Origin of the sequence: Peribacillus sp. TH14 (genome assembly GCF_016651145.1) — a bacterium.
Classification (GTDB): Bacteria; Bacillota; Bacilli; order Bacillales; family DSM-1321; genus Peribacillus; species Peribacillus butanolivorans.
Genome location: NZ_JAEKEK010000001.1, coordinates 5,086,499 through 5,112,054, shown reverse-complemented (window position 1 = coordinate 5,112,054; position 25,556 = coordinate 5,086,499). Strand labels below are relative to the sequence as shown.

Below are 25,556 nucleotides of genomic sequence, written 5' to 3'. Positions count from 1 at the left end.
AAAATAATTGAAATGGTAAGACGGAATTTAAGATCAGATTAAATGTAAGTATTCGGTGCAGTAAATCACATCGCTACCTGAGTTAAAAGCCGTTCGTGATGGTATTTCAAGTATTTTCACACGTCCTCTAATAAATGGTTAGGTAACTACTACTATCCTTGCTGGAATCACAGGTTCTGCATCAGGAGGAATGGGAATTTCTCTATGCGTTAATGGCAGATAAGTACATCCAAAATACAGACCAGTATCCGTTTGAAGTAACATCGAGTAGTTTCTAGTAGTTTCAATGGCTGCCGGAGGGATGGATTCCTTCCTCACAATGGTGAGGTTATTACTTTACTTGTCATTACAGGACTAACACACCGTCAATCGTACCGAGATATGTTAGTGTCTTATTTATATAGGGAAAAACTCTCCACCGGCACATAAGTTTCACACTCCCTATGCAGGGAAAAGATGTATATATACTGAATAATATATAGAGAGAGAGATGAGAAAGGTAACAGCTGTATGAGGGGCAGGGTGATAAAACGATGTGTTAATGTTTTTCAGAGTCTTTGTGTGGATTGTATTTATAGCTTTATTAGCATATGTTGTTCTTTCCTGGAAATTTAAAGATAAGGTAAGTAGGAAGATTGAAGCGATTAGGAAAACCTGGTATGTCATTTTTATTTTGGGAGCATTGATTTATTGGAGTTTCTATCCGAAAAGTATATTCATTGAGTGGAAGAACTTTTTGATTATGGCGATTGTGTTTGTTCTGGTGGATATGTTTGTGTTTTTGAGTATGTATATATCCAAAATCGGCGATAATGAACTTTCCTATGCCACAAGAGCTGTTGCGGAAAGTGACAAACTTTTAACGGACAACCGCGAAAAGGTAAAAAATATGTTTCACCTTTTGAAAAAAGAGGGAATTCCGGAGTATTATCAAACGAATAAGGAATACCTAGCTTACTTGAGTATTCTGCTTCAGGCCTATGCAGCTAAAGAGGGAATGAACGTGAAGATTCTCCCTTTTAAAACGGAACAGGACAAGCAATTGGTGCTAAATGGGCATCCGAACTTGAATGGCAGTATCATCCGTGCTACATTGGAAAGAGAAGATACGTATTATAACGATGAAGAAAAAATGGCATTGCAGCCTGTAAGTATTTTAATGGAACCCTATATCCTAAATGTTAAATCAGAAAGCTTCGTTTCAGAAGTGGATTGTTTATTAATAGCATTATTGATCATGATGTTTGATATGGTCATAAAACAAAAGCAAGGTGGTGAAGGATGAATGAGCATTTATGATAAAGCAGGCAGCGAGATTTCAGTTGCCGTAATCAAACCGCAGGTCAAGATTCCCGATGTAGGCTTAAGCCCTCATACTAAAAAGGTGATGAAACAGAATGAACGCATTATCCTGAATCAAAAAGAAAAAACTGCACGGTTCAGCCGATTAAGAGACGTACTATAAGTATAAGGGCAGAGGAAAATTCCTCTGCCCTTATGATATTTGGATGAAATATGCATATACTATTCAAAACTAAAGAATAGGAAGGGTCTTTCAGTATATGAACAAAAAACCCGAGAGAGTGAACATCCCGACCCCCTCCGCTTCACCATCTGAGAAACGGATACATAAAGAAAATGCTGACTTGCTGAAGCTTCTGCAAAGGTTAAAAGCGAAACGTTGGATCTTTTTACGATAATGGAAAACCAGTGTATAATAAACACTGGTTTTTGTATTTATTTAGAAGTGCAGGAATCATTCTTGATAGTATCGGATATTCTTTCGTCCAGACTCTTTAGCCTTATACATTGTCCAATCCGCTTTTTTCAATAGTGACTCCATTTCGGTACCGTTGTCAGGATAAAAACTTATCCCGATGCTTGCGGAGACAAAATAAACATTTTCATTAATGTGAATGGGCATGGTGGATAATTGTTTTAAAATGAATTCAGCCTTTTGTTGTGTGCTTATTAAGAGATCCTCACACTGAGATGTAGGTAACAAAACGATAAATTCATCGCCGCCGATTCGTGCCACATAACTATCCTCGGGTACAAATTGCAATAGACATTCAGCCGTCCTTTTAATAACAAAGTCTCCGACATCATGACCAAAAGAATCATTGAAATATTTAAAATGATCCAAATCAATATAAAGTATAGCCATTTCATTGTGCATTTTATCCTTATTATAATTGAAATAATTATAAATGAAGTTCCGATTATAGAGACCTGTCAATGAGTCCCTGATAATCCCATTTTCAAGAACGATTGATTGACTGATTAAAGTTGCCAAAGACTTAACTAGTATCACATCATACTCTTTGAAATCAAAAGGTTTAATGTCAAAAGCACAAAGTGTCCCGAAGATATTCTCCCCATTTGTAAGGGGATAGCCCATAAAACATCCGTTTCCAATAACCTTCGTTATAGGATGATCACTTGTCAATGGATGTTGCTTTAAGTTGGGGATAACAAGCGGTTCAAAATCATTTTCAACAACTAATTTGCAAAAAACCATATTATAAGGAAGGGTGTCTCCTTCAAATATTAACTCTGCATTTCGGTTAAAAGATTTGATCATAAAACTTTGTAAGGGAGTACGAATAGAAAGGAAGAATGTATTGACCTCTATCGTATGTGCTAATAATGCTAATACCTCCTTAGCGATAGAGTCGAAATTTTTATAGTAATTGATATCATGCTGAATCATTTTCAGGCTCCCCTTTTTCTATAGTCTTTTTAGCTTTTCTGGATTTTTTCATAAACAACTAGAAAGACTCAAGAGCAATATATTGATTGCCGTGACAGTTTGAATTCATTTATAAGGACACATAATGTTATCGATTATGTAAGTAACACTCTCTATATTTCTAAGTTCAGTATGTTTTGTCAGTATACTCATGCCCCTTATTATATTTCGGATAAATTGAAAAATCATTAAATTCCTTATCCTCATTTAAAATCTTCCTTATATACCTTTTACATAAGCATTAGTCAATATATTGTCATTCATACGTTTCCTCTGCAAAATCAATAAGACGTGATTTGTATCACTTCTCGATGAAAGTCCATTATAATAAGTAACTAATCTAACTATCATGTATTATACTGTACATGAAATGGTAAGAGTACCATTTACCTAACACACCTGGTATGATTTATCATATTATCTGCAAGGTTGCGTTTGTACGTTTCTTTAACGAACGACTAAGTCCTTATGAATTTTGCAGATAAAACATGCGTGGAGATAATTTATAAAATTGTTTTGGAGAGGATAAATAAGAAAAAGAGTCAACTTACATACAGGAAATTCAAAAGGGGATCATTATGGGAAAATTAGAAAATATATACCCATTTGCAATAGAGAATACAAAACAAAAAATCATCCAGGATATGGATTTTTATTTAGAGAATCAAGAGACATTACCTTCTTATTCGACGTACATATCTGACAGGATGTCTTATATAGAGCAGATATGGATTAATGTCTGGTTGAGTAAGGCTTCAAACGATGTGCCTAGAAAAGAAAAAAGGGGATTTCTAAACGAAAGGGGCTTTGTTACTGAAGGGTCAGATCACAAGCTAATCAACAGCTTGTTCCGCAATGAATTAAAGAGCTATCGTCCTTTTGATGTTTTAACCTGGATTAAAAAAACCTTCTCTGAAAATCAGGAAGAATGGGAAAAGAGATATAAAAAAGCAAGGGAAAACTTCTTTAAACGACAAGAAGAACAACGGCTGGCTAATGAGCGGTGGAAAGTACGACAAAGGCTTCAAGACGAAGCTAATACTTTTTTTGAGGAGAGTTCGCTTCTTTTATATTTGCATGTTAGGTATTATATCGCTGAAATATTAGTAGCTGATCTGCAAAATAAACCGAAATTTCAATATGTTACCCCATATATGCTAGAAGAACAATTGGTGGAAGCAGGTTTGTTTGAATCAACAGAATACTTAATGGTGACTGATTTTTTTGAAGAACTAACAGGTGATATACACTCCTTGTTTGATTGGGGGAAGAATCATTACGAATATGAAAATTATTTTTATAGGTATGAAAGGGTAATTTCAGAGTTTATTTTAGGATTCGCCCCCAAAAAGTTCATTAACCATTTACCTGTAACACTGCACCATGATTTTTTGGAAGCATATGGGGAAAAATTGACTTCGGGAGCCCTTCAAGGAATACTTCGAGATGAATTGGCTGATTTGTCACAGGCTTGTTTTGATGAGCTTCAAGAAGAATACCTTTCTGATTTACTGAAACTTGTGAAGACTCCTTTTAATGAATCATTGCATCAGAAAATATTTGAAGAAGATGAGGAGAACAGGGAAAGAAGAAAAGCTGAAGCATTAGCGGAACAAGCCAGAAGGCAAGCAGAAGAGGAAAGGATTATTGAAGATATTTTTGGAAAGGCCTATACTCCTTCATTAGGAAAAAGGGTTAGGTATGTTTTGCATATCGGTGAGACCAATACTGGGAAGACACATCAGGCGCTCAAAAAAATGAAGGCAGCCGAAAGTGGTTTATATCTTGCCCCGCTAAGACTTCTAGCACTAGAAGTGTTTGACAAGCTAAATGCAGAAGGGGTGCCTTGCTCATTAAAGACCGGTGAAGAAGAAAAGTCAGTGGAGGGTGCTAAACATTTCTCTTGTACAGTCGAAATGTTTCATGAAAAAGACTACCATGAGGTAATCGTCATTGACGAAGCCCAAATGATTGCAGATAAAGATCGTGGCTTTTCTTGGTTTCGAGCAATCACACAAGCAAATGCTAAGGAAGTACACATTATTGGGAGCAGGAATATAAAAATGATGCTTCTCAACTTATTAAATGGAGCAAATTTGGAACTGCATGAATACACACGGGACATTCCCTTGGAGATAGAACCAAGAGAGTTTGGATTGAAGTATACCAAAAAAGGGGATGCGCTTATTTGTTTTTCAAGAAGGCAGGTTCTAGAAACTGCCTCCCGTCTCCAAGGGAGTGGGCATAGTGTCAGCATGATATATGGGAGCATGCCCCCTGAGAATAGAAAACGACAAATTGAGCTTTTTAATCGTGGCGAAACATCTGTTGTTGTTGCCACAGATGCAATAGGAATGGGATTGAACTTGCCAATCCGTCGCATTGTCTTTCTTGAGAATGAAAAATTCGACGGGACACGCAGAAGAAGACTGACATCACAAGAAGTTAAACAAATCGCAGGACGGGCAGGGAGAAAAGGTATTTACGACACCGGAAAGGTTGCTTTTACAGCAGAGATAAAAATAATGAATAAACTGCTTGAACAGGTAGATGAGCCCGTTCAAACTTTTACTATAGCTCCTACTTCTGCAGTATTTGAACGTTTTCAGAAGTATTATCGGCATCTAGGAACATTTTTTGAATTGTGGGAGAAATTCGAGCCCCCAAACGGAACTAAAAAGGCATCCCTCACAGAAGAACGCGAGCTTTACGAGTTGATTCGAGATACTGAAATCGAAGCACGTTTTTCGTTAATGGATTTATATGGATTCCTACATCTACCCTTTTCAGCTAAAGAACCTAGACTTATCCGGCAGTGGCTAGATACGGTCGAAGCCATTGCCGAGAGCAGCAATCTACCAGATCCAATCATCAAGACAAGGAATCTAGAGGAATTGGAACTTTCCTATAAAGCCATAGGTCTACATCTTTTATTTCTATACCGAATGGGAAGAAGAACTGAAGCCATTTATTGGGAACGTGTCCGTGAAGAGATCAGTGATGGTGTTCATGATCAGTTAAAAGATGAAATGATTAATTATCAGAAAAAATGCAAGCGATGTGGAAAAAAGTTGCCGGATAGCTTACGGTTTCAAATTTGTGACGCATGCTATCATAAGGGTCAAAGAAGAACACACAGATCCAAATAGCTGAACTTGTTTAAGGAAATTGGCAACTGGTGAATTTTAGAGACAGATCAACCCGAATAAATACGCCTTTAAAAAGCGTCGTTATTCGGGTTGTTGGTCATAAAATGATTATTTTTACACTTAGTCATTTCTTTTCGACTGGGCAATAATGGCGGCCTGTCTGCTTCATTCTTTTATCGGCTTTCTTATCATGAACGACCAAGATTGCATGAATCAAACCCGGTACATAGAAAAATAGGGTAAGAATCAAATTAAGCACGGCCTGAATTGGTTTGCCTGCTAATAAGACTGCTAAAGGCGGGAAAAGAATCGCGATTAAATAAAGAATAATAAACACTCTCCAAATATAATAATTTTCATCTAAATATAACATTATCGCTATATAAACACTATGTTAGCCATAAAAAAATATAGCGACTTTTACTATTTAATACTTCTTTTTTTTCGGACTAGGGAGGATATACTGATTCCCAATTGACTTGCACATTCTTGTAATGAAGTTGAACGACTTAATGCACGTGAAATATAAGCCTGTTCAAATGAAGTAACAGCTTCCTTTAATGTGCGGTGCTGGTCGTGTTCACTCCATTCACTTTTTTCTAAACCAGATCTGTGTCTAAGCAAATTTTCAGGTAGATAATCAGTTGTAATCGTTGTACCTTCACTCAAATGATATAGCCGCTCCATCAAGTTTTTCAATTCACGAATATTACCAGGCCAGCCATATGCCATAAATTGCTGTAATACTTGATTGTCCACTTTCTTTTTTATGTGGTATTTTTGTTCGAATTGTCTCAGATAGTAAAATACAAAACTTGGAATATCCTCTTTTCTTTCCCTTAATGGTGGTATATGAATAGATAATACATTCAGTCTATAGTATAAATCCAAACGGAATGCTTTCTGTTTGACTAGCCCTTCGATATCCGCATTTGTGGCAGTAATGATACGGACATTCACTTCTTTCATTTCTGTTCCACCCAATCTCCTTATTTTATAATCCTGTACCACATTTAATAGTTTAACTTGAAGCGAATAGGGGAGATCACCTATTTCATCCAAAAAGATGGTACCATCCTGTGCAGCTTCAAATAATCCTTTCTTCGCCTGACTGGCACCAGTGAAAGCACCTTTCTCATACCCGAATAATTCTGATTCCAAAAGATGATCAGGTATCGCTCCGCAGTTAATTTTAATTAATGGACCTTTTCGTTTACTTTGCTCGTGAATGAAATTAGCCAGGACATCTTTCCCGACTCCAGATTCTCCTAACAGTAATATCGGTAAGTCATTCTCAGCAAACCTTTCTGCAAGCGACATCACCTGCATCATGTTCTTACTCTGATAAATAATATGCTGTTGATTGTCTATTTCATTCCGCAACCGCTCTAAGTTCTTTTGATACATGTCTTTGATTTGTTGTGTTTCTTCCAGTTCTTTTTGCAGCCGGTTCATTTCTGTTATATCCCGTAGGTTGGAAACAACGAACAATATTTCATTATCTGCATCTAAATAAGGAGTGGCTGTGACGATACACTTTTTCCCGTGTTCATATTCAATAATTGTCGTACAAGCTTGTTTCGTTTCAAGGACAATCGCAGCGCTAGTTTTTGGAACCGCCATCATTTCTACAGCATCGTAAATAACATAGGAATTTATAAATGAATGAGACAAATTGGTCATTTCTAATAAGGCTTCATTATAGAGAATCGGATAACCTTCTATATTACATACGAAAAGACCATCAGATGAAGTATTTAATACGTTTGATAACAGTGAGAGCAAATCATTAACATTCTGGGTTTCGAAATACCGAGTTTTATAAATAAAATTCCCTCCTCATCCTTTTTATAGAAATTATTGCATAGCGATAGATGATGGTCAATATTGATCATCTTGTCAAAAGTGGATAGTCAAAAATGAACATGGTATTAAACCATTAGTAGTTTTGATAATACTTTCGATGCTGGTATGGAAATTGCATATTAAGTAATAAAGAAAAGAGAGAGTGCCGCTATAATTTCTGATTCACATGATTTGAAAGCGCTACCTTTTCGATGTAAATAACTAAATGGAGGGGAAATAATGAGAGAAAATGAGGAGATTTCAAACATTACTTTATATGAAATGCTTGAACAATCGGTTTCTAAATGGTCGAAAAATGAAGCCATATCTTATAAGGGAGAAATATGGACTTATACTCAATTGAAAAATCAGGTCGATTCTTTTGCTGCTGGCCTACAGAAAGCGGGCATCAAGAAAGGGGAAAGAATTGCTTTGATTCTTTCCAATTGCCCGCAATATGTCGTTGCCTATTTTGGGATATTAGCCATTGGGGGAGTAGTTGTTCAAATCAACCCGATGTTTACGAAAAGGGAGATTCAATATATTGTTTCTGATTGTGCTGCAGAAACAATCATCGCCTCGGATTCCCTTACTCCTATCATTAAGTCAATTCAAGCTGAGACTACTATAAAGAATATCATTTCTGTTAGCATTAAACCATCAGCCTCAAGCGATTTAGTCAAACATAGCTATGAATCTATTATAAAAGCAGGAAGCAGTCTATTTGAACCGGTTATGTTAAATCCGAAAGAAGATCTTGCTGTGATCCAATATACCGGTGGCACAACAGGCCGTTCAAAGGGGGTCATGCTTACTCATCGTAATCTAGTTGCGAATATTGAACAGCATAACATGATCTTGAAGGAGACAATGATACCGGGCATGGAAAAGGTCCTAACTGTTATTCCCTTATTTCATGTGTACGGAATGACCATTTGCATGAATCTAGGAATATTACAAGGTTCTTGTTTAATCCTTCTTCCAAAATTTCATTTAGAAGAGGTGTTAAACACAATTAAATGGGAAAAACCTACTCGTTTTGCAGGGGTTCCTACTATGTATACAGCCCTTAATAATCATCCGGAGGCTGAAAAGTTTGGGCTCAATTCAATTAAACTTTGCCATAGTGGATCATCACCATTACCGGGTGAAGTGATGGATGAATTCGAGCGAAGGACAGGAGCGGAAATTTCCGAGTCATATGGGTTATCGGAGGCAGCCCCAGGGGTTTTGTGTACTCCTTCTTACATAAAGCGGAAAAACGGATCCGTGGGTATTCCTTTACCATATACAGAGGCAAAAATCCTTGACCTTGCTACAGGATTATATGAAGCCGACATAGGCGTAGCAGGAGAGCTGGTAATAAGGGGGCCGCAAATTATGAAAGGATATTGGAATATGCCAAAGGAAACGGAAGCTTCGTTAAAGGATGGCTGGTTATATACAGGAGATATAGCCAAGAAGGACGGTGATGGATTTTATTACATTGTAGATCGGAAAAAGGATTTGATAATAGCGAGCGGATACAATGTTTATCCTCGGGAAGTGGAGGAAGTTCTTTATGAACACCCGTCGATTTTAGAAGCGGTTGTAGTTGGGATTAAGGATGATTACCGTGGAGAAACGGTTAAAGCGGTTATCGTGCTGAAGGAAGGCAAATATTTGACGAAAGATGAATTGACTATCCATTGCCAAAAATATTTATCGCCCTACAAAGTGCCAAAAGTTGTGGATATACGTGAAACGCTTCCGAAAACCAGTGTAGGCAAGATTTTACGAAGAACCCTAAAGGAATAAAAAAAATGATGGATAATTCTTGAAATTTAATTTATTTGGAAGGAGCAATATTAATGCAAAAAACAAAAGGAATATACGGCGGCAGTTTTATTGTGGAAGACCTAAAAAGTGATACATGCGTTACTCCAGAAGATATAACAGAAGAACAGAAATTGTTTGTTAAGATGACTCGTGACTTTGTCATAAACGAAATTATTCCTAATGAAGAAAAACTAGAAAAGTTAGACTATGAGCTTACTAAAACATTACTTGGGAAAGCGGGGGAAATCGGTCTACTGGGGGTGGATGTTCCCGAGCAATTCGGCGGTTTGGAACTTGATAAGGTTTCTAGTACCTTTATTTCAGAAGCATTATCAAAAACTTCATCATTTCTATTATCGATTGGCACACAGACTGGAATTGGTTCTCTTCCAATCGTCTACTTCGGAACACTCGAACAAAGACAGAAGTATTTACCTGATATCGTAACAGGAACTAAAGTAGGTGCTTACTGTCTTACGGAGCCATCCGCTGGTTCTGATGCACTTGGGGCGAAAACTACAGCAGTTCTTAGCAGGGACAGCAAACAATACATATTGAATGGATCCAAAGTATTTATTACAAACGGAGGTTTTGCGGATATTTATATCGTTTATGCAAAAGTAGATGGAAAACATTTTAGTGCGTTTATCGTGGAAAGAGATACTCCAGGATTTACGGTTGGTCCTGAAGAGAAGAAAATGGGACTTAAAGCATCTTCCACCTGCCCGCTTTATTTTGATAACGTGCATATACCAGTCGAGAATTTGTTAGGAAAAGTCGGTAAAGGCCATTTGATTGCCTTTAATATATTGAATTTAGGCCGTCATAAGCTTCCCACCAATTGTCTTGGAAATGCAAAAGAAGCGCTTGAATTAAGTGCTACTTATGCGAATGCTCGTACCCAATTTGGCACTACAATTGCTAAATATCCACTGATAGGAAAAAAACTTGCTGAAATCAATATCCTGATTTATGTACTAGAAACAATGGTATACAGAATTGCAGGAATGTTTGACGATTCCATGCGGGATATAGATCATTCTTCTCCAGAAATCGCGAGCCAGTCAGAAAAGGCCATAGCTGAATATGCCATCGAATGCTCCATAGTTAAGGTGTTTGGTTCAGAAGTGCTCGACTTTGTTGTAGATGAAGGTGTACAAATTCATGGAGGATACGGATTTATCCAGGAATACAAAATTGAACGGATGTACCGTGACTCACGCGTCAATCGTATTTTTGAAGGGACGAATGAAATCAACCGTTTGCTCATTCCAAGTACATTATTCAAAAAATCAGCTAAGGAAGCATCTCCATTAGTGCAACGAATGGAAGAATTTAGAAAGGAGGCAGCAACCTTTATCCCACAAAGTTCGTTTACTAATACATTAGCTAAAGAATCGTATTTAGTGTCTATAGCTAAAAAAATGTTTTTATTTATAGGCGGTATGGCAATCGGAAAGTATGGAGAGGAACTTGAAAAAGAGCAGGAAATAATGACGAACTTAGCCGATATGTTGATTCAAATTTTCGCAATGGAAGGCATAGTAGGTAGGACAGAAAAAACAATTTCCAAAAACGGAGAAAACAAAGTATTAAATGCGATTGAAATGACACAGGTATTTGTACATGAAGCTTTTGAACAAATTCATGCATCGGCTCTAGAAGCATTAACTACCATGGAATCTGGAGAAGATTTGGAAAGGCAGAGAGCCATTCTATCAAACCTTTTCGAACATTCACCAATAAATAAAACAGCACGAAAAAGATCCATTGCGGAACGTATCGTAAAATCAGAAAAATACACTGTCTAAGTTGAAGAAAAAGCACTAACTATCGCGTTAGTGTCTTTTTTTATCTTTTTAAACTGATTTCGTTTCATTATCTATAAGTCTATTTGAGAATAGTATGGCACCCACTTTACATTCGGCAATCCATTCAATTTGTTCTTTAACCTTTTTTGCGCATATGTATCCTTAAATTTATCAATTGATGTCACTCGATGCATCAATGCCGGGTCTACAAAATGTATCAATTCAATATCGAATTGCGGGGCTTTTTCTATGTATTCTATATAACAATAAATGGATTTTATGCTATGAATTAAGAGAGAAATATAATCAGGAAATTTACAAATACTTAAACGATTTGATTAAAGATGAAAATAGAATACTTGCAGTGACCCAACTATCAATGGTTGAGGCGACAGAGCAGTTTGAACATTTGACAACTAAGACTATAATTAATCCATTGAATGTATGAACAGATTCCGTGATTGATCAATTAGATCTTCGGAAGAAACCATCAATGAAAGATGGTAGAAGTTAAAGTGTTTTGAAAAAAATTAATTGGATTTATAAAATATAAAAAAACATGAAGACTTCCTCTGAAAAATCCACAATTTAGAGTCTTGTATAAAAGAACATTAATACTGCCCCAAATTAGGGGCGATTCAACTGTCTGATGAAACTAAAGGGTCCTAAGTATATAAGCTAATGTGATTTTTGCGTTTTACTAAGAATCGCATCAGAATTGGGGAAATCCATAAGCAGAAAGATTTTTCTTAGTTTTCTTTATTTCGTATTTGTTCACGGATTGTTTCAAGTTCTTCTAAGGATAGATCACCTAGAGATTTTTTTATTTCTTCTTCAATCCTTTTTCGATCAAGCTCCCTATATTTATTCCACCAGTCTCGTAATCCTTCCGTGTTTTCTAGTAGATATTCAATGTCGATTTCTTCTTGTTCATCATCGGATAAATACTTCATGACGGCACCTAACAATCGGTTGAGTTGAACTATTTCATTTTCCTTAACTAATGGTGAGACCTTATTTTCATTCTCTTCATTATCTTTGTTTGCCGGTACATTTCGAGGTGTCATATATATTATCCTCCTGTTTTTAATAGTAGTGTTCCTAAAAGAATGGAATTCAATTTATTTCTAATTAGTTTTCTATAGCCGTTACTATTCCTAGCTTGAAAAATCTTGTTGCAGAGAAAAGATATTAACATTTATGCTTATTACTAATTTCAACATATACCTCGTTAGAATATAAAATATAACTGTCAACCTGTAAATTAGTGATAAAAGTAAGGTAGAATTGTAAGTAAGATATCTCAAAAGGATAAATAAATGTAAAAAACGGTGGGGCAGACTCTAAGTTATTCCTTGATATATTCACCATATAAAGAGGAGGAATCACTTACGCAAATTGTTAAGTACGGAGATTATTTAAAGTACATACATTTAGCAGATACAGTCCGTCATCAATCGGGAACTGGCGTATATCCATCCTCAGATTTCTCTCAATGTACGAGTTAAGTAACTGAGGACAACTGAGGTATAATTGACACATGAAATCCGAGGAGTGTTGTTGTACCAATGATTACAAACGAAAACATAAAGCATGTGGCTATTTATTTGCGACTATCAAGAGATGAAGAAAACCGAGGGATTGAAAAAATCCTCGCTAGCCACAGAAATTCATTAACGGAACTTTCCTATGAAAACGAATAGAAACTCACTAAGGTATAACTAATAGTTCAATAATGAAAACAAAAAAAGACGCCCCGTTGTGGGACGCCCGATTCATTCACATGCAAGTTGTTGACGAATGGGTCTTAGACGGCGATTACACGCAATTTTCATTATCTAGTGAAGCACATCAACCAGGGCGGTTTAGTGAACAAATAAAAAAACATCCCCGAAAGGATGTCTGTTTTCATTTATTCATTATCCTTTTCAATTTTCATTTCGTTCACTATATTTCTGAGTTTTTCGGTATACTCTTCACCTGTAAGAATACCCTTTTTTTCAATAAATTTACTAAAGTTAAAACAGTGGCCATTTGTATGTCCTGCTTACTTAATTTGCCAACATCCAAATTTTTAAATTCATCTTGAGCACTCATATTATCACTTCCTTCAATTTACTTCGTTTCACCAAATGGAACGGTTTTACATGCTTAAAAAAGGACTTCGCTTATTAAGCGGGGGTCCTTTTAATATTCATATTCATCTATAATTGGTTTATACCATTCATAGTTATATTTTTGTTCCTCCGCAATTTTAATTTTTTGATATTCATCTTTTGGCATACCTTCCCAAACTTTTGAAGCGCCATGGTCAACTTATAGTTGATTTAGGATTCGTATGCGGGGTTGTGTCCAAGAAAGCACCGCTCAAGTACATTACTCCATAACCGAATATCATGGTCATGACGGTGAAAATGTAGCCAGCTAATATTAGAAAATTTTTCATTGGTAGCATATGTAATTTTCTAAGGTCATTTCAAATGACCTTAGGATTTCAACTATATAAAATCCGACTTTCAACATTACGCAGCTCTCCAGAAAAAATACTGACAGCCACAATATATTGTGAAGTTCTCGTGGCTGTCATTCGTTTGTCTGGATGTTTCATTTGAAGATACTGTTGTATCGCTCGAAAAAGTTCATTATTCTTCGGTCGGTTAGGGTTATATATTTTTTGTAAACTATTTGGCTTTTCCATGGCTTCTCCTACTTTCCAATGACTAATATTCGTACAGGCGGTACTTGATACGTAGTTCCTCAAGCTCCGCCTTTTTCTTCATAATGTACAAACAACATCAAGTAAATTGCCAATAGAAGGTGCAAATAAAGTGGAATATTCTTATCGTTTTGAATGACAAGAAATATGAAAATTCCATATAGCAAAATTGGAATTGTTAAAATGATTCGTGACTTTGTCACATGCTCACCTCCTTTTTTTCCACTCTTCAAATGCTATGTTACTCGCAATAATTTCAGCATTCATATATCCCAATCCACTTAGAGTAACTTCAATTTCATCAGCGCTCTTGTTATCGAATAATAGTAGTTTGGGAACCAGAGCGTAAGCTCCTTGTTGTTCAATTGTCACAGCTACAGTTGTTGTATCACTAAGCAAATCCAAATCGCTGATGTAATACTCCATTGTCCTCATGGCTAGGAAATCGGTGCTTGTATTCTTACGGAAAAACAAATCTCCTAATGTTTCGATAGCAATTGATAATATTTCTGGTTTCATGTTTTATCCTCCTAATATACTAAATATTCTGATGCTTTAATACTAATTTACTATTTTTATGCTGGCAGTCTTTATTTCATCCAAATAAAAAAGGTCGAAGACATAAATGTCCTCAACCGTAATTCATTTCATCGTAATATGGCCATTCATAGGATTCAAATGGTAAATCCCACAATTTTGTTACTGTTGAAACATGTTTTTTCGGTTTGTATCCATTTTCTACAAGCATGTCATTCATCAGCAAAAAGCATTCAGTTTGTGATTCGTCTGGGTTTTTGTAATGAGCGTTTCTGTAACGGTTAATGAATTTCTTCATCATGTAAAGCTCTGTTTGTTTTGGACGTTTAAATGAAAGATGCCATTTTTCATTTTCGTTCAGTGTAATATCGAGCTTTTCATTTAATAGTAATGGATTCATAGATTTTTTCCTCTTGTTTGGTTTCGTCACTAAAAACACCAATCCTATCCTTTAAGCGTGTAACGTCATGACCTTTAATTATTGCGGACCTTTTGTTTTTGGTTTGTTGAACATCATCACCTTATGGCTTAAGCCATAAGGTGCCATAGGTGCGTGTGTTGGCATTGAGTAAGTATTGTACCAGTAGGGCTTGGCCCTGCATGCTGCTGACATATATCGGCACATTCATAACCATATCCTCCATGGGATTCGCACCAATCCATACATTGTTCATAGGATGAAAATGGTTGACGATACAAAGACAATCACTCCTTATCTTAATCTTATTTTTCACGATATTATATTTAGCTGTATACTTTTGGGTGATTGTCAAACATAGATAGAAAGGCTTATGATGGTGCAGGATTTTGAAGATGGTAACAAACGAAAGGACCGAAAAATGGTCCTTTCGTTTGATGAAATATCAACATAATTATTTAACAGAGCTTATTTGCAAAAAAATCATCCCCAAATTCTCTACTAACTAGAGGGGGGAAATATTACGGGGAAATTAGCAGCGAAGCTTTGTAAAATTTATAGGGTAAAGGCCAAAGGTTGAGCATGATCAAAATCTAAAAAGTCAATGACTTCGTACTAGAACAGAATCATGACTTTTCTCTTTATAGACAAACTTTTATGTTTGAATTATAGTTTGATTAATTATTATTGAAAAAAGTTTTGTATCTTTATGAGAAGGAGGGTTTTTTTGTCAAATATATTGATATCAGGAAAAATCTCTTTGAATGAACATGTTCATCGCATTGTACAAAATGGGGCGGCGTTTTTTGTTCATTACTGGGGCGTCATGCCTAAACATTATGATAACCTAACGCATAAACATTCTTTTTTTGAAGTGTGTTATGTGGTTGAGGGGAGAGGAATCTATATAGATGAAGATTGTACCTATTCGATAAAAGAAAACACAATGTTTTTTTCCAGGCCAGACGTTCACCATCAAATAAAAAGTGAAAGTGGACTATTTCTTCTATATGTTGGGTTTGAATTAATAGAATCAGAATCAAGCGAAGATTGGAAGCAGATAATAGAGGAAGCTAAAAAATGTTCTGAAGTGGTTATTGATGTAAAAGAAGATACAATTGCTCCGTTAATTTGGAAATCTCTGCTTATCCAAGCGACAAAGACTGAACATACTTCTTTTGAAGGAATACTAACAAACTTAGCGTACTCCCTTATCCTTTCGTTACTGCAAACTTTTGTTCCTTACTCACATCCCAATAATCACAAGATCGTTCATAAAAAGTCTTCGATAATCCATACTCAAGCGAAATTATATATAAAAGACAATCTATCTACTCCCTTAAAACTTACTAATGTAGCTACTCATTTGCACATATCCAGTCGGCAATTATCACGATTATTTAGTTCGGAATTAGGCGTGAGTTATTCAGACTATGTTCAAAACGAGAGAATACAGAAAGCAGCCATATTACTCAAAACAACTGATTTATCTATCAAAGATATTGCTGAAGAAACTGGTTTTACAACTGTTCACTACTTTACTCGCGTTTTTACTTCTGCGTTACGTTGTTCACCTGGACGTTTCCGAGCTCTCTACACAAAATTAAAAACAACTACATATACAGATTAGTCAATTGCCCTTTACTTCATGCTATGCATTGAAAGTAGAGGGTTTCTTGTTTTAAATAAAATTCACTGATACTTAGAAAGATGTCTTCATAAGACAAAATTTAGTCCTCACAATATAAAGACGATTATGATGCATTGTTCTACAATAACAATTGTAAGTGTTATTAATTATTGAATTTTCAATAAAATAAAAACGCTTACAAATGAAGAGTATTAAATAAATGGAGGCTTAGATGAAAACAAAGGGCTAAAATTACAAATCAACTAATCACTGAGAAACAAGTCTTTCAATAAAAAAAGAAGTCTTAAGGGAATAACGATGTTTTTAATTTTGTCCTATTTTTACAATTCTAACTGACTTATTTTTAAATGGATTATTAGGAGGCTACAATCATGAAATTATCTTATGTAACAGATAGTTTAGGACACTTACCTATTGAGAAAATGTTGGATGTTATTGCTGAAATGGGAATTGATACGATCGAAATGACCACTGGAGGATGGTCTTCAGCACCTCATTTGAGATTAGATGAGTTATTAGAAAGTGATTTTAAAAGAAGTGAATTTTTAAATAAGTTAGAAAAACGTAATATTAAACTGTGTGCTTTAAATTGTTCTGGAAATCCTTTAGACCCAGGGGAACTAGGTAAAGAGCATCGAGAAGTTACAGATAAAACATTTGAATTAGCAAAATTATTAGGGGTAAAAAAGTGATCATGATGAGTGGACTACCAGCAGGAAGTCCTGAAGACAAGATTCCTAACTGGATTACATATACTGTGAGTTGGCCTCCAGTTCTAAAAGATATTTTAGACTATCAATGGAACGAAGTAGCAATTCCCTATTGGAGAAAATTAGTTGAAAAAGCTGAATCTTGCGATGTTGAAAAAATTGCCCTTGAAAATTTCAGCTCCCAATTAGTATATAATCCTGAAACGTTATTTAAATTACGTAATGCAGTTGGACCTATTGTAGGCTTAAATTTAGACCCAAGCCACCTAATATGGATGGGAGCAGATCCAATTTTGTCAGCTAGAGAATTAGGAGGAGCTATTCACCATGTTCATGGTAAAGATGTTCGGCTTGAGAGACATTTATCAGGTATTAACGGTGTGATGGAAACAAAAGAAGTTACTGATGTAGCTAATAGAGCTTGGAATTACGTAGCAGTAGGCTGTGGACAAGATTTACAGTGGTGGAAAGAATTTTTCTCTGTGATTAAGATGATGGGATATGCTGAAGAAGTTTCTCTGGAAATGGAAGATCTTACTATGTCTGTAGAAGCAGGAGTTAGAACCTCAATTGATGCTTTAAAACAAACCCTTAGCTTTTAGTATAGAGAAAGCTTCTGCTAGGGTAGTCTATTCTTTGACTTAAAATATATAAATTATGCTGGTATTGATGACTTTGTTCTAACTTAGAACTTTAGTTAATGTGGGATGGCTGAATAATTATATTTTTTCTTTTGTAGAGAATGACAATTATCGTCTTATTATTAAGCATTCTTTTCTAGTAAAAGTAAAAGTAAAAGTAAAAGTCCGTAAACAACATAACTTAAGAAAATTATTTGAAAGTGAGGAATTGTACAATGATAAATGGAGAGAAGAAAATTTCAAGAGCACTACGCTGGTCAATGGTGGGTGGTGGTCAGCTTAGTCAAGTTGGATATAAACACCGTATCGGTGCACTAAGAGACAATACAGCCTTTCAGTTAGTCGCAGGTGCATTTGATATAGATCCCGGCAGAGGAAAGGATTTTGGTATCAATATTGGTGTTTCTGAGGATCGTTGCTATAACGACTATAAAACTATGTTTGTGGAGGAGGCTAAGAGGGAGGACGGTATTGAGGTTGTATCTATTGCAACTCCTAATGGTACTCATTATGAAATCTGTAAGGCAGCCCTTGAGGCTGAATTGCATGTTATTTGTGAAAAACCATTGTTTTTTACCTCTGATGAAGTTCGAGAGATTAAGAGTCTTGCAGAGGAGAAAGGAAAGATTGTTGGCGTGACTTATGGTTTCTCTGGTAATCAGATGTTACTACAAATGCGTGCAATGATTGAACAAGGTAAAATTGGTGAGATACGTGTGGTAGATTTGCAGTATACCCACGGTTTTAGTGCAACTGAGGAAGAAAAAACAAGTGCTGCACAAAAATGGCGTGTTGATCCTAAGATTGCAGGACCTAGTTTTGTATTAGGAGATCTTTCCACTCATACTTATTATATGTCCCAGTTAATTATGCCGCATATGAAAATTAAAGAATTGTTATGCGACCGTCAGAGCTTTGTTGGAAGTCGTGCTCCGCTGGAAGACAATGCCCATGTACTTATGCACTATGAAAATGGAGCTGTAGGAACTATGTGGACATCCTCCATCAACGCAGGATGTATGGATGGTCATAGAATTCGTATTGTAGGCTCTAAGGCCAGTTTAGAATGGTGGGATAGCAAACCTGGTGAACTAACCTATGAAATTCAGGGAGAGCCTATCCAAACTTTGATTCGTGCAATGCCGTATTTAGATGATAGTTGTAATGCTGATGAACGATTAGGAGCATTACATGTAGAAGGATTATCTGACTCTTGGGCAAATATTTATCTTAAGTTTGCTATCGCTATCGATGCTAAAAACCAGGGTGACGAGGAAACTATAAAGAATCTTATATATCCGGATATTGACGCGGGACTGGAAGGCGTTCGCTGGATTGAAAATTGTGTGCGGTCTGCAGATAAGGGAGCAGTTTGGGTAAATTTTGAATAATTAGATGGACTTAATGATCGTTCAGATTATGAATATTTTAAGTCGTAAAAACGTTTCAGACTTTATAAGGAAGCGGAATACGGTTCCGCAATCACTCTTAAAGACTAGAATAAATTGATGCTATCAATCTAGAGATAAGGGACCGTATTCCAATTGAAAAGCCAAAAATTATCCAGATGGCAGTATTTTCAGTCTCATATTATTTTATTAACGATTTGATCTTACCTACGATACAGTCTGATTTGATGGAAATGTGGATAAGAGTGGCATATCCATAGCTAAAAGATCATGTGATGGGTTTTTATCATATCGACAAGAATGATATATAAATGGGAAATTACTTATCTATTCTTAAAAGGAATTGAGGAGAAATTGACATGAATAAACAGGTAAACCAAAAGTCGTTTTTGCGTACCATTATCGTAGTCTCCACATTAGGTGGGCTTCTCTTCGGATATGACACTGGTGTCATCAACGGTGCCTTGCCTTATATGTCTGAAGCTGACCAGCTAAATCTCAACCCATTCACTCAAGGTCTCGTTGCGAGTTCACTTCTTTTTGGGGCAGCTATCGGGGCGTTATTCGGCGGCCGACTATCAGATTATGGTGGTCGTCGTAAAACCATTCTTTATCTCGCAGTTTTGTTCTTTATTGCTGCACTTGGATGTACTCTTGCTCCAAATATTACGGTTATGGTTACCTTTCGTTTCCTTCTAGGGCTTGCTGTTGGTGGTGCGTCAGTAACGGTTCCAACCTATTTAGCAGAAATGTCATTTGCGGAAAGAAGAGGTCGAATGGTTAGTCAGAACGAATTGATGATCGTTACTGGCCAATTATTAGCCTTCATCTTCAACGCCATACTTGGTAACACAATGAGTGACAGCTCGCATGTCTGGCGATACATGTTGGTTATCGCGGCACTTCCAGCGATTTTCTTATTCTTTGGCATGCTTAAAGTACCGGAGAGCCCTCGTTGGCTTGTATCAAAAGGGAAAAGTGCAGAAGCTTTACGTGTTCTTCAACAGATACGTGAGAAGAAGCAGGCTAAATTGGAACTCAGCGAAATTGAGGCCGCTTTCGCCGAAGAGTCAGATATTAAGAAAGCAACCTTTAAGGATTTATCTGTGCCATGGGTCCGCCGTATCTTATTTATTGGGATTGGTATTGCCGTCGTGCAACAAATTACGGGGATTAATTCGATTATGTACTATGGTACTGAAATCCTCAAAGATGCTGGCTTTCAAACGGAGGTCGCCCTAATCGGGAACATCGCTAATGGCGCAATTTCAGTTTTAGCCGTTTTCTTCGGCATCTGGCTCCTCGGCAAGGTTGGCCGTCGACCAATGTTACTAATTGGTTTGAGCGGAACTACAACGACACTTCTGTTCATTGCGATATTCTCATTTACGCTTAAAGATTCAGCAGCACTTCCATTTGTTGTACTTGCTTTGACAGTCGTATTTCTCGCTTTCATGCAAGGGTTTATTGGGCCAGTAACATGGTTAATACTCGCGGAGATATTTCCAACAAGGTTAAGAGGCCTCGGTATGGGTTTAAGTGTGTTTTTTCTATGGATCACGAACTCAGTTATTGGTTTGGCTTTCCCAGTATTACTTGGAACGATTGGTTTGTCCACAACCTTCTTTATCTTTGTAGCTCTTGGAATAGGGGGAATCATATTTGTGAAGAAATATATACCGGAAACCAAAGGGCGCACACTTGAGGAGCTGGAACATTACTTCCGTACCTATGATAATCAAGATGATCAGAAAGACATAATGATGAGAGTGATTAAATAACAGTATTGAAATGTAAACCACTCTCGATTTTTGTAAGCGTATACAATATATATAGAAACAATACATGTATTATTTAGGAATTTCATTTATTAACAAAACACCTAAGAATTTGATTCGATGAAAAAAACGAGAGTGCTAGTTTAATATTTAGTAGAGATATAAAGCCATAATAGTTATGTAACACCAAATAATTTATGTATAAAAGCTACTTCATTTTGAGAAGACATCTCCTTTCGGATGTGTTGTGCTTTTATTAGCTGGGTCTTCTTATCTATATAACAAAGTTTGAGGTTTGGCTATAAATGAGTATAAATGTTTTATTATTTACTTAATTAAAAATTAGGAAAAATTCTTAATTGGAGGCGTTTGACTTGAGTATAAAAATTGCAGGCGCACCTTGTTGCTGGGGAGTGGATGATCCAAAAAACCCAAACCTTCCATCATGGGAGAGAGTATTACAAGAAGCGTCACAAGCTGGTTATAAAGGTATAGAGTTAGGTCCTTACGGTTATATTCCAATGGATATTGAACGAGTACAAGTAGAACTTTCCAAAAATAATCTCACAGTTATTGCAGGAACAATTTTTGATAATTTGGTAGCAGAATCGAATTTGGAACACTTAGTGCGCCAAGTTGATGAGATTTGTTCTCTAATTATCAAACTTCCTCCTTCGATACAGGAAGAAGGACAGCAATTTCCAACACCTTATCTTGTACTAATTGATTGGGGACATGATGAAAGGGATTACACAGCTGGTCACCCAGATGATGCAAAACGCTTATCTCCAGAGGGATGGAACAATATGATGACTCATATCCGTATATTGGCAGAGCATGCATGGACAAAATATGGAGTACGATCGGTAGTCCATCCTCATGCTGGTGGCTATATCGAATTTGAAGATGAAATAAAGAAACTTATGCAGGATATTCCACATGAAATTGCAGGACTTTGCCTTGACACAGGACATCTATATTATTCAAAAATGGACCCCGTACAGTGGCTTAGGGACTGTGCAAATAGACTGGATTATATACATTTTAAAGATATTAATCTATATAAATATCAACAAGTAATGACTGAGTGTATCCGCTTTTTTGATGCATGTGGCAAAGGAGTTATGTGCCCTATCGGACAAGGCATCATTGACTATAAATCCATTAACAGGTTACTGAAAGAAATCAATTATCATGGGTACATTACTGTAGAGCAAGAGCGTGATCCTAGAAATTGTGATAGTAGTCTACGAGATGTTAGCCAGAGTTTCGCTTATTTGAAGAGTATTGGTTTTTAATCATAAATACAGTATGAGAACAAAAGTATGATTAATGGCGAAAAAATTATAAGAAAATCGGTTCTGATGCAAAAACTCAAGATAATCTCAATGGATGATAAATCTTGATGTTTTACATCAAAATCAAAATAATGTTGTTTGAACTTTTTATTTTCACTATTAACTAATATACTTGTTCTCCGATATATTTATCATTATATTTATAAGGAAATTGCAACCAATTTCTGAAGATGAAATACAGATAATTTGGATGAAGCCCTATTTCTATAGAAATAGGGCTATTATGGATTATCGATATGGCTGTTATCAATAGAAAAAATTTGAGAAAACAATCCAAAAGAATTTCCAGTCAAAATTATTGAAAGTCAAAGAAGGTCAATGTATAATAAAGTCAGAAAGTCAAAGAAGGTCAAAGTTGATTCATAAAAACAACAAACTTTAAGGAGGAGTACTACATGCTTTGTGAAAAATGCCATGTAAACCAAGCTAATATTCAAGTACATCTAAATATGAATGGTCAGGAGCATGATGTTATGCTGTGCTCCACTTGTTATAAAGAAGAGAGAAATAAACTTGGTGCAGCTATGGGAGGAAAAGATTTAGGGAACTTCCAATTTAATGGATCCCACAATTTATTCAATCCCTTTAATAATAGTAAAATCCCTCAACCGGAACCTGCTCAACAAAGCGGCGGAAGAGGATTATTAGAAGAGTACGGGCAGAATCTGACAGATGCTGCTAAAGCAGGCCTAATTGATCCGGTTATCGGCAGGAATGAAGAAATAAAAAGAGTGATTGAAGTTCTAAATAGACGTAATAAAAATAATCCAGTATTAATAGGTGAACCTGGCGTAGGTAAAACAGCGATTGCTGAAGGACTTGCTCTAGCCATTGTTGAAGGTGCAGTTCCTGTTAAATTGCGTAATAAGCTGGTGTATATGCTTGATATCGCTTCACTTGTTACAAACACTGGAATCCGGGGACAATTCGAAGAACGAATGAAGCAATTAATCAGTGAATTGCAGGAAAGAAAGAATGTCATTTTATTCATTGATGAAATTCACCAAATTGTCGGTGCTGGTTCAGCCGAAGGATCGATGGATGCTGGGAATATCTTAAAACCCGCACTTGCACGAGGTGAACTTCAGCTGGTGGGAGCGACCACTTTGTCTGAATATCGGAAAATTGAAAAAGACGGAGCACTTGAACGCCGCTTTCAACCCGTTCAGGTTAATGAGCCTACAACAGATGAAGCATTGGTTATTTTGCAAGGTTTAAAAGACAGTTATGAAGCGTATCATGGGGTCACATATAGCGAGGAAGCGCTTAGAGCAGCTGTTGAACTTTCAAACCGCTACATTCAAGACCGTTTTCTACCTGACAAAGCAATCGACTTAATGGACGAGGCAGGTTCTAAATTAAACTTGACCATTGAAGATGGACAGGAAGAGGTTATGAAAGAACGTCTTGCAAATATCTATAAGGAAAAAGAGCAGGCCCTAAATGAAGAAGACTATGAAAAAGCAGCTGTACTTCGGGATGAAGAAGAAAAACTGGAAAAATCATTGCAAGCTGGAGTAAATTCAGTTAAACCAAACGTCACTGTCGAAGATATCCAAAAGATTATCGAACAAAAAACTGGAATCCCTGTAGGCAAGCTGCAAGAAGATGAGCAGGAAAGAATGCTTCATCTTCAAGAGGAGCTTATGAAAAAAGTAATTGGGCAGGAAGAAGCAGTCAGGAAAGTTGCGAAGGCCGTCCGAAGGAGTCGTGCCGGTTTGAAGTCCAAAAACCGTCCCACTGGTTCTTTCCTATTCGTTGGTCCGACAGGAGTTGGGAAAACTGAATTAGCGAAAACCCTTGCTTTGGAATTATTTGGTGATAAAGAAGCCATGATTCGCCTTGATATGAGTGAATTTATGGAGAAACATAGTGTTTCCAAATTAATTGGTTCTCCTCCTGGATACGTAGGACATGAGGAAGCAGGCCAATTAACTGAAAAAGTTCGTCGTAAGCCCTACAGTATTATCTTATTGGATGAGATTGAAAAAGCACATCCAGATGTGATGCACATGTTCTTACAAATTCTAGAAGATGGCCGGTTAACTGATAGCCAGGGACGTACTGTTACCTTTAAAGATACCGTCATTATCATGACATCTAATGCTGGAGTCGGGGAAAAACAAAAAGTAATGGGATTCGGTACAAGTACAGCCGTAGATGAAGCTTCTATCTTACAATCATTAGGCAGTTTCTTCAAACCGGAATTCCTGAACCGATTTGACAGCATCATTGAATTCTCAGCACTGAAGAAGGAAGACCTTTTGCAAATTGTTGATATTATGATTCAGGATCTTGACAAAACACTTACTTCTCAAGACATATCATTGGTCGTAACAGATGAAGCAAAACAAAAACTGATCGAGTTAGGTTATCATCCATCATTCGGGGCAAGACCGCTCCGCCGTGTTCTTCAGGAACAGCTAGAAGATGGCATTACTGACTATATCTTTGATCAGCCTAAAGTGAAAAACTTCATGGCAGTTGTTGAAGATAATCAGGTTAAAATAATCAAAACACCATAAAGAGTACTAGAAATGCCTCCAAGACCGTAAAACTGTTATGGAGGCATTTTTTTTTATCACTTTTTAAGGTATAGAATTTCAATATGACTATTTAAAAGACAAAGAGAGGTATATTCTACACAGAAGTAGAATTTTATGTAAAAGTAGTACAGGTTTATGATTTTTGGAACAACTTAGATAAACTAAACTATAAAAAATGGACATCGAGATTCTCAATTATTCCTGAACTTTTTTCGGGTGATAATACTTATTATTGATAAATGAATACATCAAGTTTATTAACATATATCCCTGAGACCCTAGGGCGTTGGAATCATATTGAAAATATCACACTGATTTTTGATAGCAACCCTTCATAAAAAGGAAATAATAAAAATATATGAAATAAATTCCTGTTTTGAAATAGGAATTTCATTGGAGGAATGACCTATTAAAGAT

Annotated in this window: 21 protein-coding genes and 2 pseudogenes; 14 read left to right on the top strand and 9 right to left on the bottom strand. The window is 36.4% G+C overall.

Going from position 1 to position 25,556, the window contains the following annotated elements:
- Positions 1-64: 64 nt before the first annotated feature.
- The 3 genes and pseudogenes from JFU50_RS31060 to JFU50_RS24610 form a co-directional block, all read left to right on the top strand.
- Positions 65-429, top strand: a pseudogene (locus tag JFU50_RS31060) (GntP family permease); the annotation flags it as partial.
- A 112-nt stretch (positions 430-541) separates the two neighbouring features.
- Complete coding sequence (locus JFU50_RS24615) at positions 542-1,285, top strand: type II toxin-antitoxin system SpoIISA family toxin (RefSeq protein ID WP_053346022.1); 744 nt, start codon at positions 542-544, stop codon at positions 1,283-1,285.
- A complete protein-coding gene (locus JFU50_RS24610) occupies positions 1,286-1,465 on the top strand; it encodes a hypothetical protein (RefSeq protein ID WP_053346023.1) in 180 nt (59 codons plus the stop codon).
- Between the two features lie 291 nt (positions 1,466-1,756).
- Here the strand turns inward: JFU50_RS24610 and JFU50_RS24605 are convergent, their stop codons facing one another.
- On the bottom strand, positions 1,757-2,713 hold the full coding sequence (locus JFU50_RS24605) for a sensor domain-containing diguanylate cyclase (protein ID WP_201224578.1): 957 nt from the start codon (positions 2,711-2,713) through the stop codon (positions 1,757-1,759).
- 617 nt (positions 2,714-3,330) lie between these two features.
- On the opposite strand from JFU50_RS24605, the gene JFU50_RS24600 reads away from it, so the two are divergent.
- Positions 3,331-5,901 (top strand): helicase-related protein, encoded by a 2,571-nt coding sequence (locus tag JFU50_RS24600; RefSeq protein ID WP_201224576.1) that lies wholly within the window; start codon positions 3,331-3,333, stop codon positions 5,899-5,901.
- Positions 5,902-6,025: 124 nt separating this feature from the next.
- Here the strand turns inward: JFU50_RS24600 and JFU50_RS24595 are convergent, their stop codons facing one another.
- Positions 6,026-6,229 carry a YqaE/Pmp3 family membrane protein gene (locus tag JFU50_RS24595; RefSeq protein ID WP_201225182.1) on the bottom strand — a complete coding sequence of 68 codons (204 nt, stop codon included), beginning with the start codon at positions 6,227-6,229 and terminating at the stop codon, positions 6,026-6,028.
- A gap of 95 nt (positions 6,230-6,324) precedes the next feature.
- Positions 6,325-7,686: a sigma-54 interaction domain-containing protein gene (locus tag JFU50_RS24590; protein ID WP_207198828.1), complete on the bottom strand. Its 1,362-nt coding sequence runs from the start codon at positions 7,684-7,686 to the stop codon at positions 6,325-6,327.
- A gap of 300 nt (positions 7,687-7,986) precedes the next feature.
- Between JFU50_RS24590 and JFU50_RS24585 the strand changes: the two genes are divergently transcribed.
- The 3 genes from JFU50_RS24585 (at position 7,987) to JFU50_RS24575 (ending at position 11,823) form a co-directional block, all read left to right on the top strand.
- Positions 7,987-9,543 carry a long-chain-fatty-acid--CoA ligase gene (locus tag JFU50_RS24585; protein ID WP_201224575.1) on the top strand — a complete coding sequence of 519 codons (1,557 nt, stop codon included), beginning with the start codon at positions 7,987-7,989 and terminating at the stop codon, positions 9,541-9,543.
- Between the two features lie 53 nt (positions 9,544-9,596).
- Positions 9,597-11,375, top strand: a complete 1,779-nt coding sequence (locus JFU50_RS24580; RefSeq protein ID WP_201180559.1) for an acyl-CoA dehydrogenase family protein — start codon at positions 9,597-9,599, stop codon at positions 11,373-11,375.
- A 178-nt stretch (positions 11,376-11,553) separates the two neighbouring features.
- Positions 11,554-11,823 (top strand): hypothetical protein, encoded by a 270-nt coding sequence (locus JFU50_RS24575; protein WP_201224574.1) that lies wholly within the window; start codon positions 11,554-11,556, stop codon positions 11,821-11,823.
- A gap of 301 nt (positions 11,824-12,124) precedes the next feature.
- Here the strand turns inward: JFU50_RS24575 and JFU50_RS24570 are convergent, their stop codons facing one another.
- Positions 12,125-12,442, bottom strand: coding sequence for a hypothetical protein (locus JFU50_RS24570; RefSeq protein WP_242485260.1), 318 nt, complete (start codon positions 12,440-12,442; stop codon positions 12,125-12,127).
- A gap of 501 nt (positions 12,443-12,943) precedes the next feature.
- Between JFU50_RS24570 and JFU50_RS31615 the strand changes: the two genes are divergently transcribed.
- Entirely contained in the window at positions 12,944-13,078 is a 135-nt protein-coding gene (locus tag JFU50_RS31615; RefSeq protein ID WP_274606893.1) for a hypothetical protein, read from the top strand.
- A 244-nt stretch (positions 13,079-13,322) separates the two neighbouring features.
- Here JFU50_RS31615 and JFU50_RS24565 read toward each other — a convergent pair whose 3' ends face one another.
- The 5 genes from JFU50_RS24565 to JFU50_RS24545 form a co-directional block, all read right to left on the bottom strand.
- The gene (locus JFU50_RS24565) at positions 13,323-13,472 is read right to left on the bottom strand and encodes a hypothetical protein (RefSeq protein WP_201180555.1); all 150 of its coding nucleotides are present in this window, start codon (positions 13,470-13,472) and stop codon (positions 13,323-13,325) included.
- Positions 13,473-13,869: 397 nt separating this feature from the next.
- Positions 13,870-14,136: a hypothetical protein gene (locus tag JFU50_RS24560; RefSeq protein WP_201224573.1), complete on the bottom strand. Its 267-nt coding sequence runs from the start codon at positions 14,134-14,136 to the stop codon at positions 13,870-13,872.
- Positions 14,133-14,294 carry a hypothetical protein gene (locus JFU50_RS24555; RefSeq protein ID WP_201224572.1) on the bottom strand — a complete coding sequence of 54 codons (162 nt, stop codon included), beginning with the start codon at positions 14,292-14,294 and terminating at the stop codon, positions 14,133-14,135. The genes JFU50_RS24560 and JFU50_RS24555 overlap by 4 nt, the downstream gene beginning before the upstream one ends.
- Before the next feature lie 4 nt (positions 14,295-14,298).
- Positions 14,299-14,610, bottom strand: coding sequence for a hypothetical protein (locus JFU50_RS24550; RefSeq protein ID WP_201224571.1), 312 nt, complete (start codon positions 14,608-14,610; stop codon positions 14,299-14,301).
- Positions 14,611-14,722: 112 nt separating this feature from the next.
- Positions 14,723-15,028, bottom strand: coding sequence for a hypothetical protein (locus tag JFU50_RS24545; RefSeq protein ID WP_201180549.1), 306 nt, complete (start codon positions 15,026-15,028; stop codon positions 14,723-14,725).
- 745 nt (positions 15,029-15,773) lie between these two features.
- Between JFU50_RS24545 and JFU50_RS24540 the strand changes: the two genes are divergently transcribed.
- The 6 genes and pseudogenes from JFU50_RS24540 (at position 15,774) to JFU50_RS24515 (ending at position 25,118) form a co-directional block, all read left to right on the top strand.
- Complete coding sequence (locus JFU50_RS24540) at positions 15,774-16,676, top strand: AraC family transcriptional regulator (protein WP_242486017.1); 903 nt, start codon at positions 15,774-15,776, stop codon at positions 16,674-16,676.
- A 392-nt stretch (positions 16,677-17,068) separates the two neighbouring features.
- A pseudogene (locus JFU50_RS24535) lies at positions 17,069-18,009 on the top strand (sugar phosphate isomerase/epimerase family protein).
- A gap of 254 nt (positions 18,010-18,263) precedes the next feature.
- Positions 18,264-19,439, top strand: a complete 1,176-nt coding sequence (locus tag JFU50_RS24530) for a Gfo/Idh/MocA family protein (protein WP_201224570.1) — start codon at positions 18,264-18,266, stop codon at positions 19,437-19,439.
- Positions 19,440-19,816: 377 nt separating this feature from the next.
- Positions 19,817-21,238 (top strand): sugar porter family MFS transporter, encoded by a 1,422-nt coding sequence (locus JFU50_RS24525; protein ID WP_201224569.1) that lies wholly within the window; start codon positions 19,817-19,819, stop codon positions 21,236-21,238.
- Between the two features lie 371 nt (positions 21,239-21,609).
- Positions 21,610-22,533 carry a sugar phosphate isomerase/epimerase family protein gene (locus tag JFU50_RS24520; protein WP_201224568.1) on the top strand — a complete coding sequence of 308 codons (924 nt, stop codon included), beginning with the start codon at positions 21,610-21,612 and terminating at the stop codon, positions 22,531-22,533.
- 455 nt (positions 22,534-22,988) lie between these two features.
- Positions 22,989-25,118 (top strand): ATP-dependent Clp protease ATP-binding subunit, encoded by a 2,130-nt coding sequence (locus tag JFU50_RS24515; protein ID WP_201224567.1) that lies wholly within the window; start codon positions 22,989-22,991, stop codon positions 25,116-25,118.
- Positions 25,119-25,556 lie beyond the last annotated feature (438 nt).

Bases quoted from the DNA above. Each gene is read 5' to 3' on its own strand.
- JFU50_RS24600 (WP_201224576.1), top strand. From the start codon at position 3,331: ATGGGAAAATTAGAAAATATATACCCATTTGCAATAGAGAATACAAAA.
- JFU50_RS24585 (WP_201224575.1), top strand. From the start codon at position 7,987: ATGAGAGAAAATGAGGAGATTTCAAACATTACTTTATATGAAATGCTT.
- JFU50_RS24570 (WP_242485260.1), bottom strand. From the start codon at position 12,442: ATGACACCTCGAAATGTACCGGCAAACAAAGATAATGAAGAGAATGAA.
- JFU50_RS24605 (WP_201224578.1), bottom strand. From the start codon at position 2,713: ATGATTCAGCATGATATCAATTACTATAAAAATTTCGACTCTATCGCT.
- JFU50_RS24575 (WP_201224574.1), top strand. From the start codon at position 11,554: ATGTCACTCGATGCATCAATGCCGGGTCTACAAAATGTATCAATTCAA.
- JFU50_RS24530 (WP_201224570.1), top strand. From the start codon at position 18,264: ATGATAAATGGAGAGAAGAAAATTTCAAGAGCACTACGCTGGTCAATG.
- JFU50_RS24580 (WP_201180559.1), top strand. From the start codon at position 9,597: ATGCAAAAAACAAAAGGAATATACGGCGGCAGTTTTATTGTGGAAGAC.
- JFU50_RS24615 (WP_053346022.1), top strand. From the start codon at position 542: ATGTTTTTCAGAGTCTTTGTGTGGATTGTATTTATAGCTTTATTAGCA.
- JFU50_RS31615 (WP_274606893.1), top strand. From the start codon at position 12,944: ATGATTACAAACGAAAACATAAAGCATGTGGCTATTTATTTGCGACTA.
- JFU50_RS24515 (WP_201224567.1), top strand. From the start codon at position 22,989: ATGCTTTGTGAAAAATGCCATGTAAACCAAGCTAATATTCAAGTACAT.
- JFU50_RS24565 (WP_201180555.1), bottom strand. From the start codon at position 13,472: ATGAGTGCTCAAGATGAATTTAAAAATTTGGATGTTGGCAAATTAAGT.
- JFU50_RS24525 (WP_201224569.1), top strand. From the start codon at position 19,817: ATGAATAAACAGGTAAACCAAAAGTCGTTTTTGCGTACCATTATCGTA.
- JFU50_RS24610 (WP_053346023.1), top strand. From the start codon at position 1,286: ATGAGCATTTATGATAAAGCAGGCAGCGAGATTTCAGTTGCCGTAATC.
- JFU50_RS24545 (WP_201180549.1), bottom strand. From the start codon at position 15,028: ATGAATCCATTACTATTAAATGAAAAGCTCGATATTACACTGAACGAA.
- JFU50_RS24550 (WP_201224571.1), bottom strand. From the start codon at position 14,610: ATGAAACCAGAAATATTATCAATTGCTATCGAAACATTAGGAGATTTG.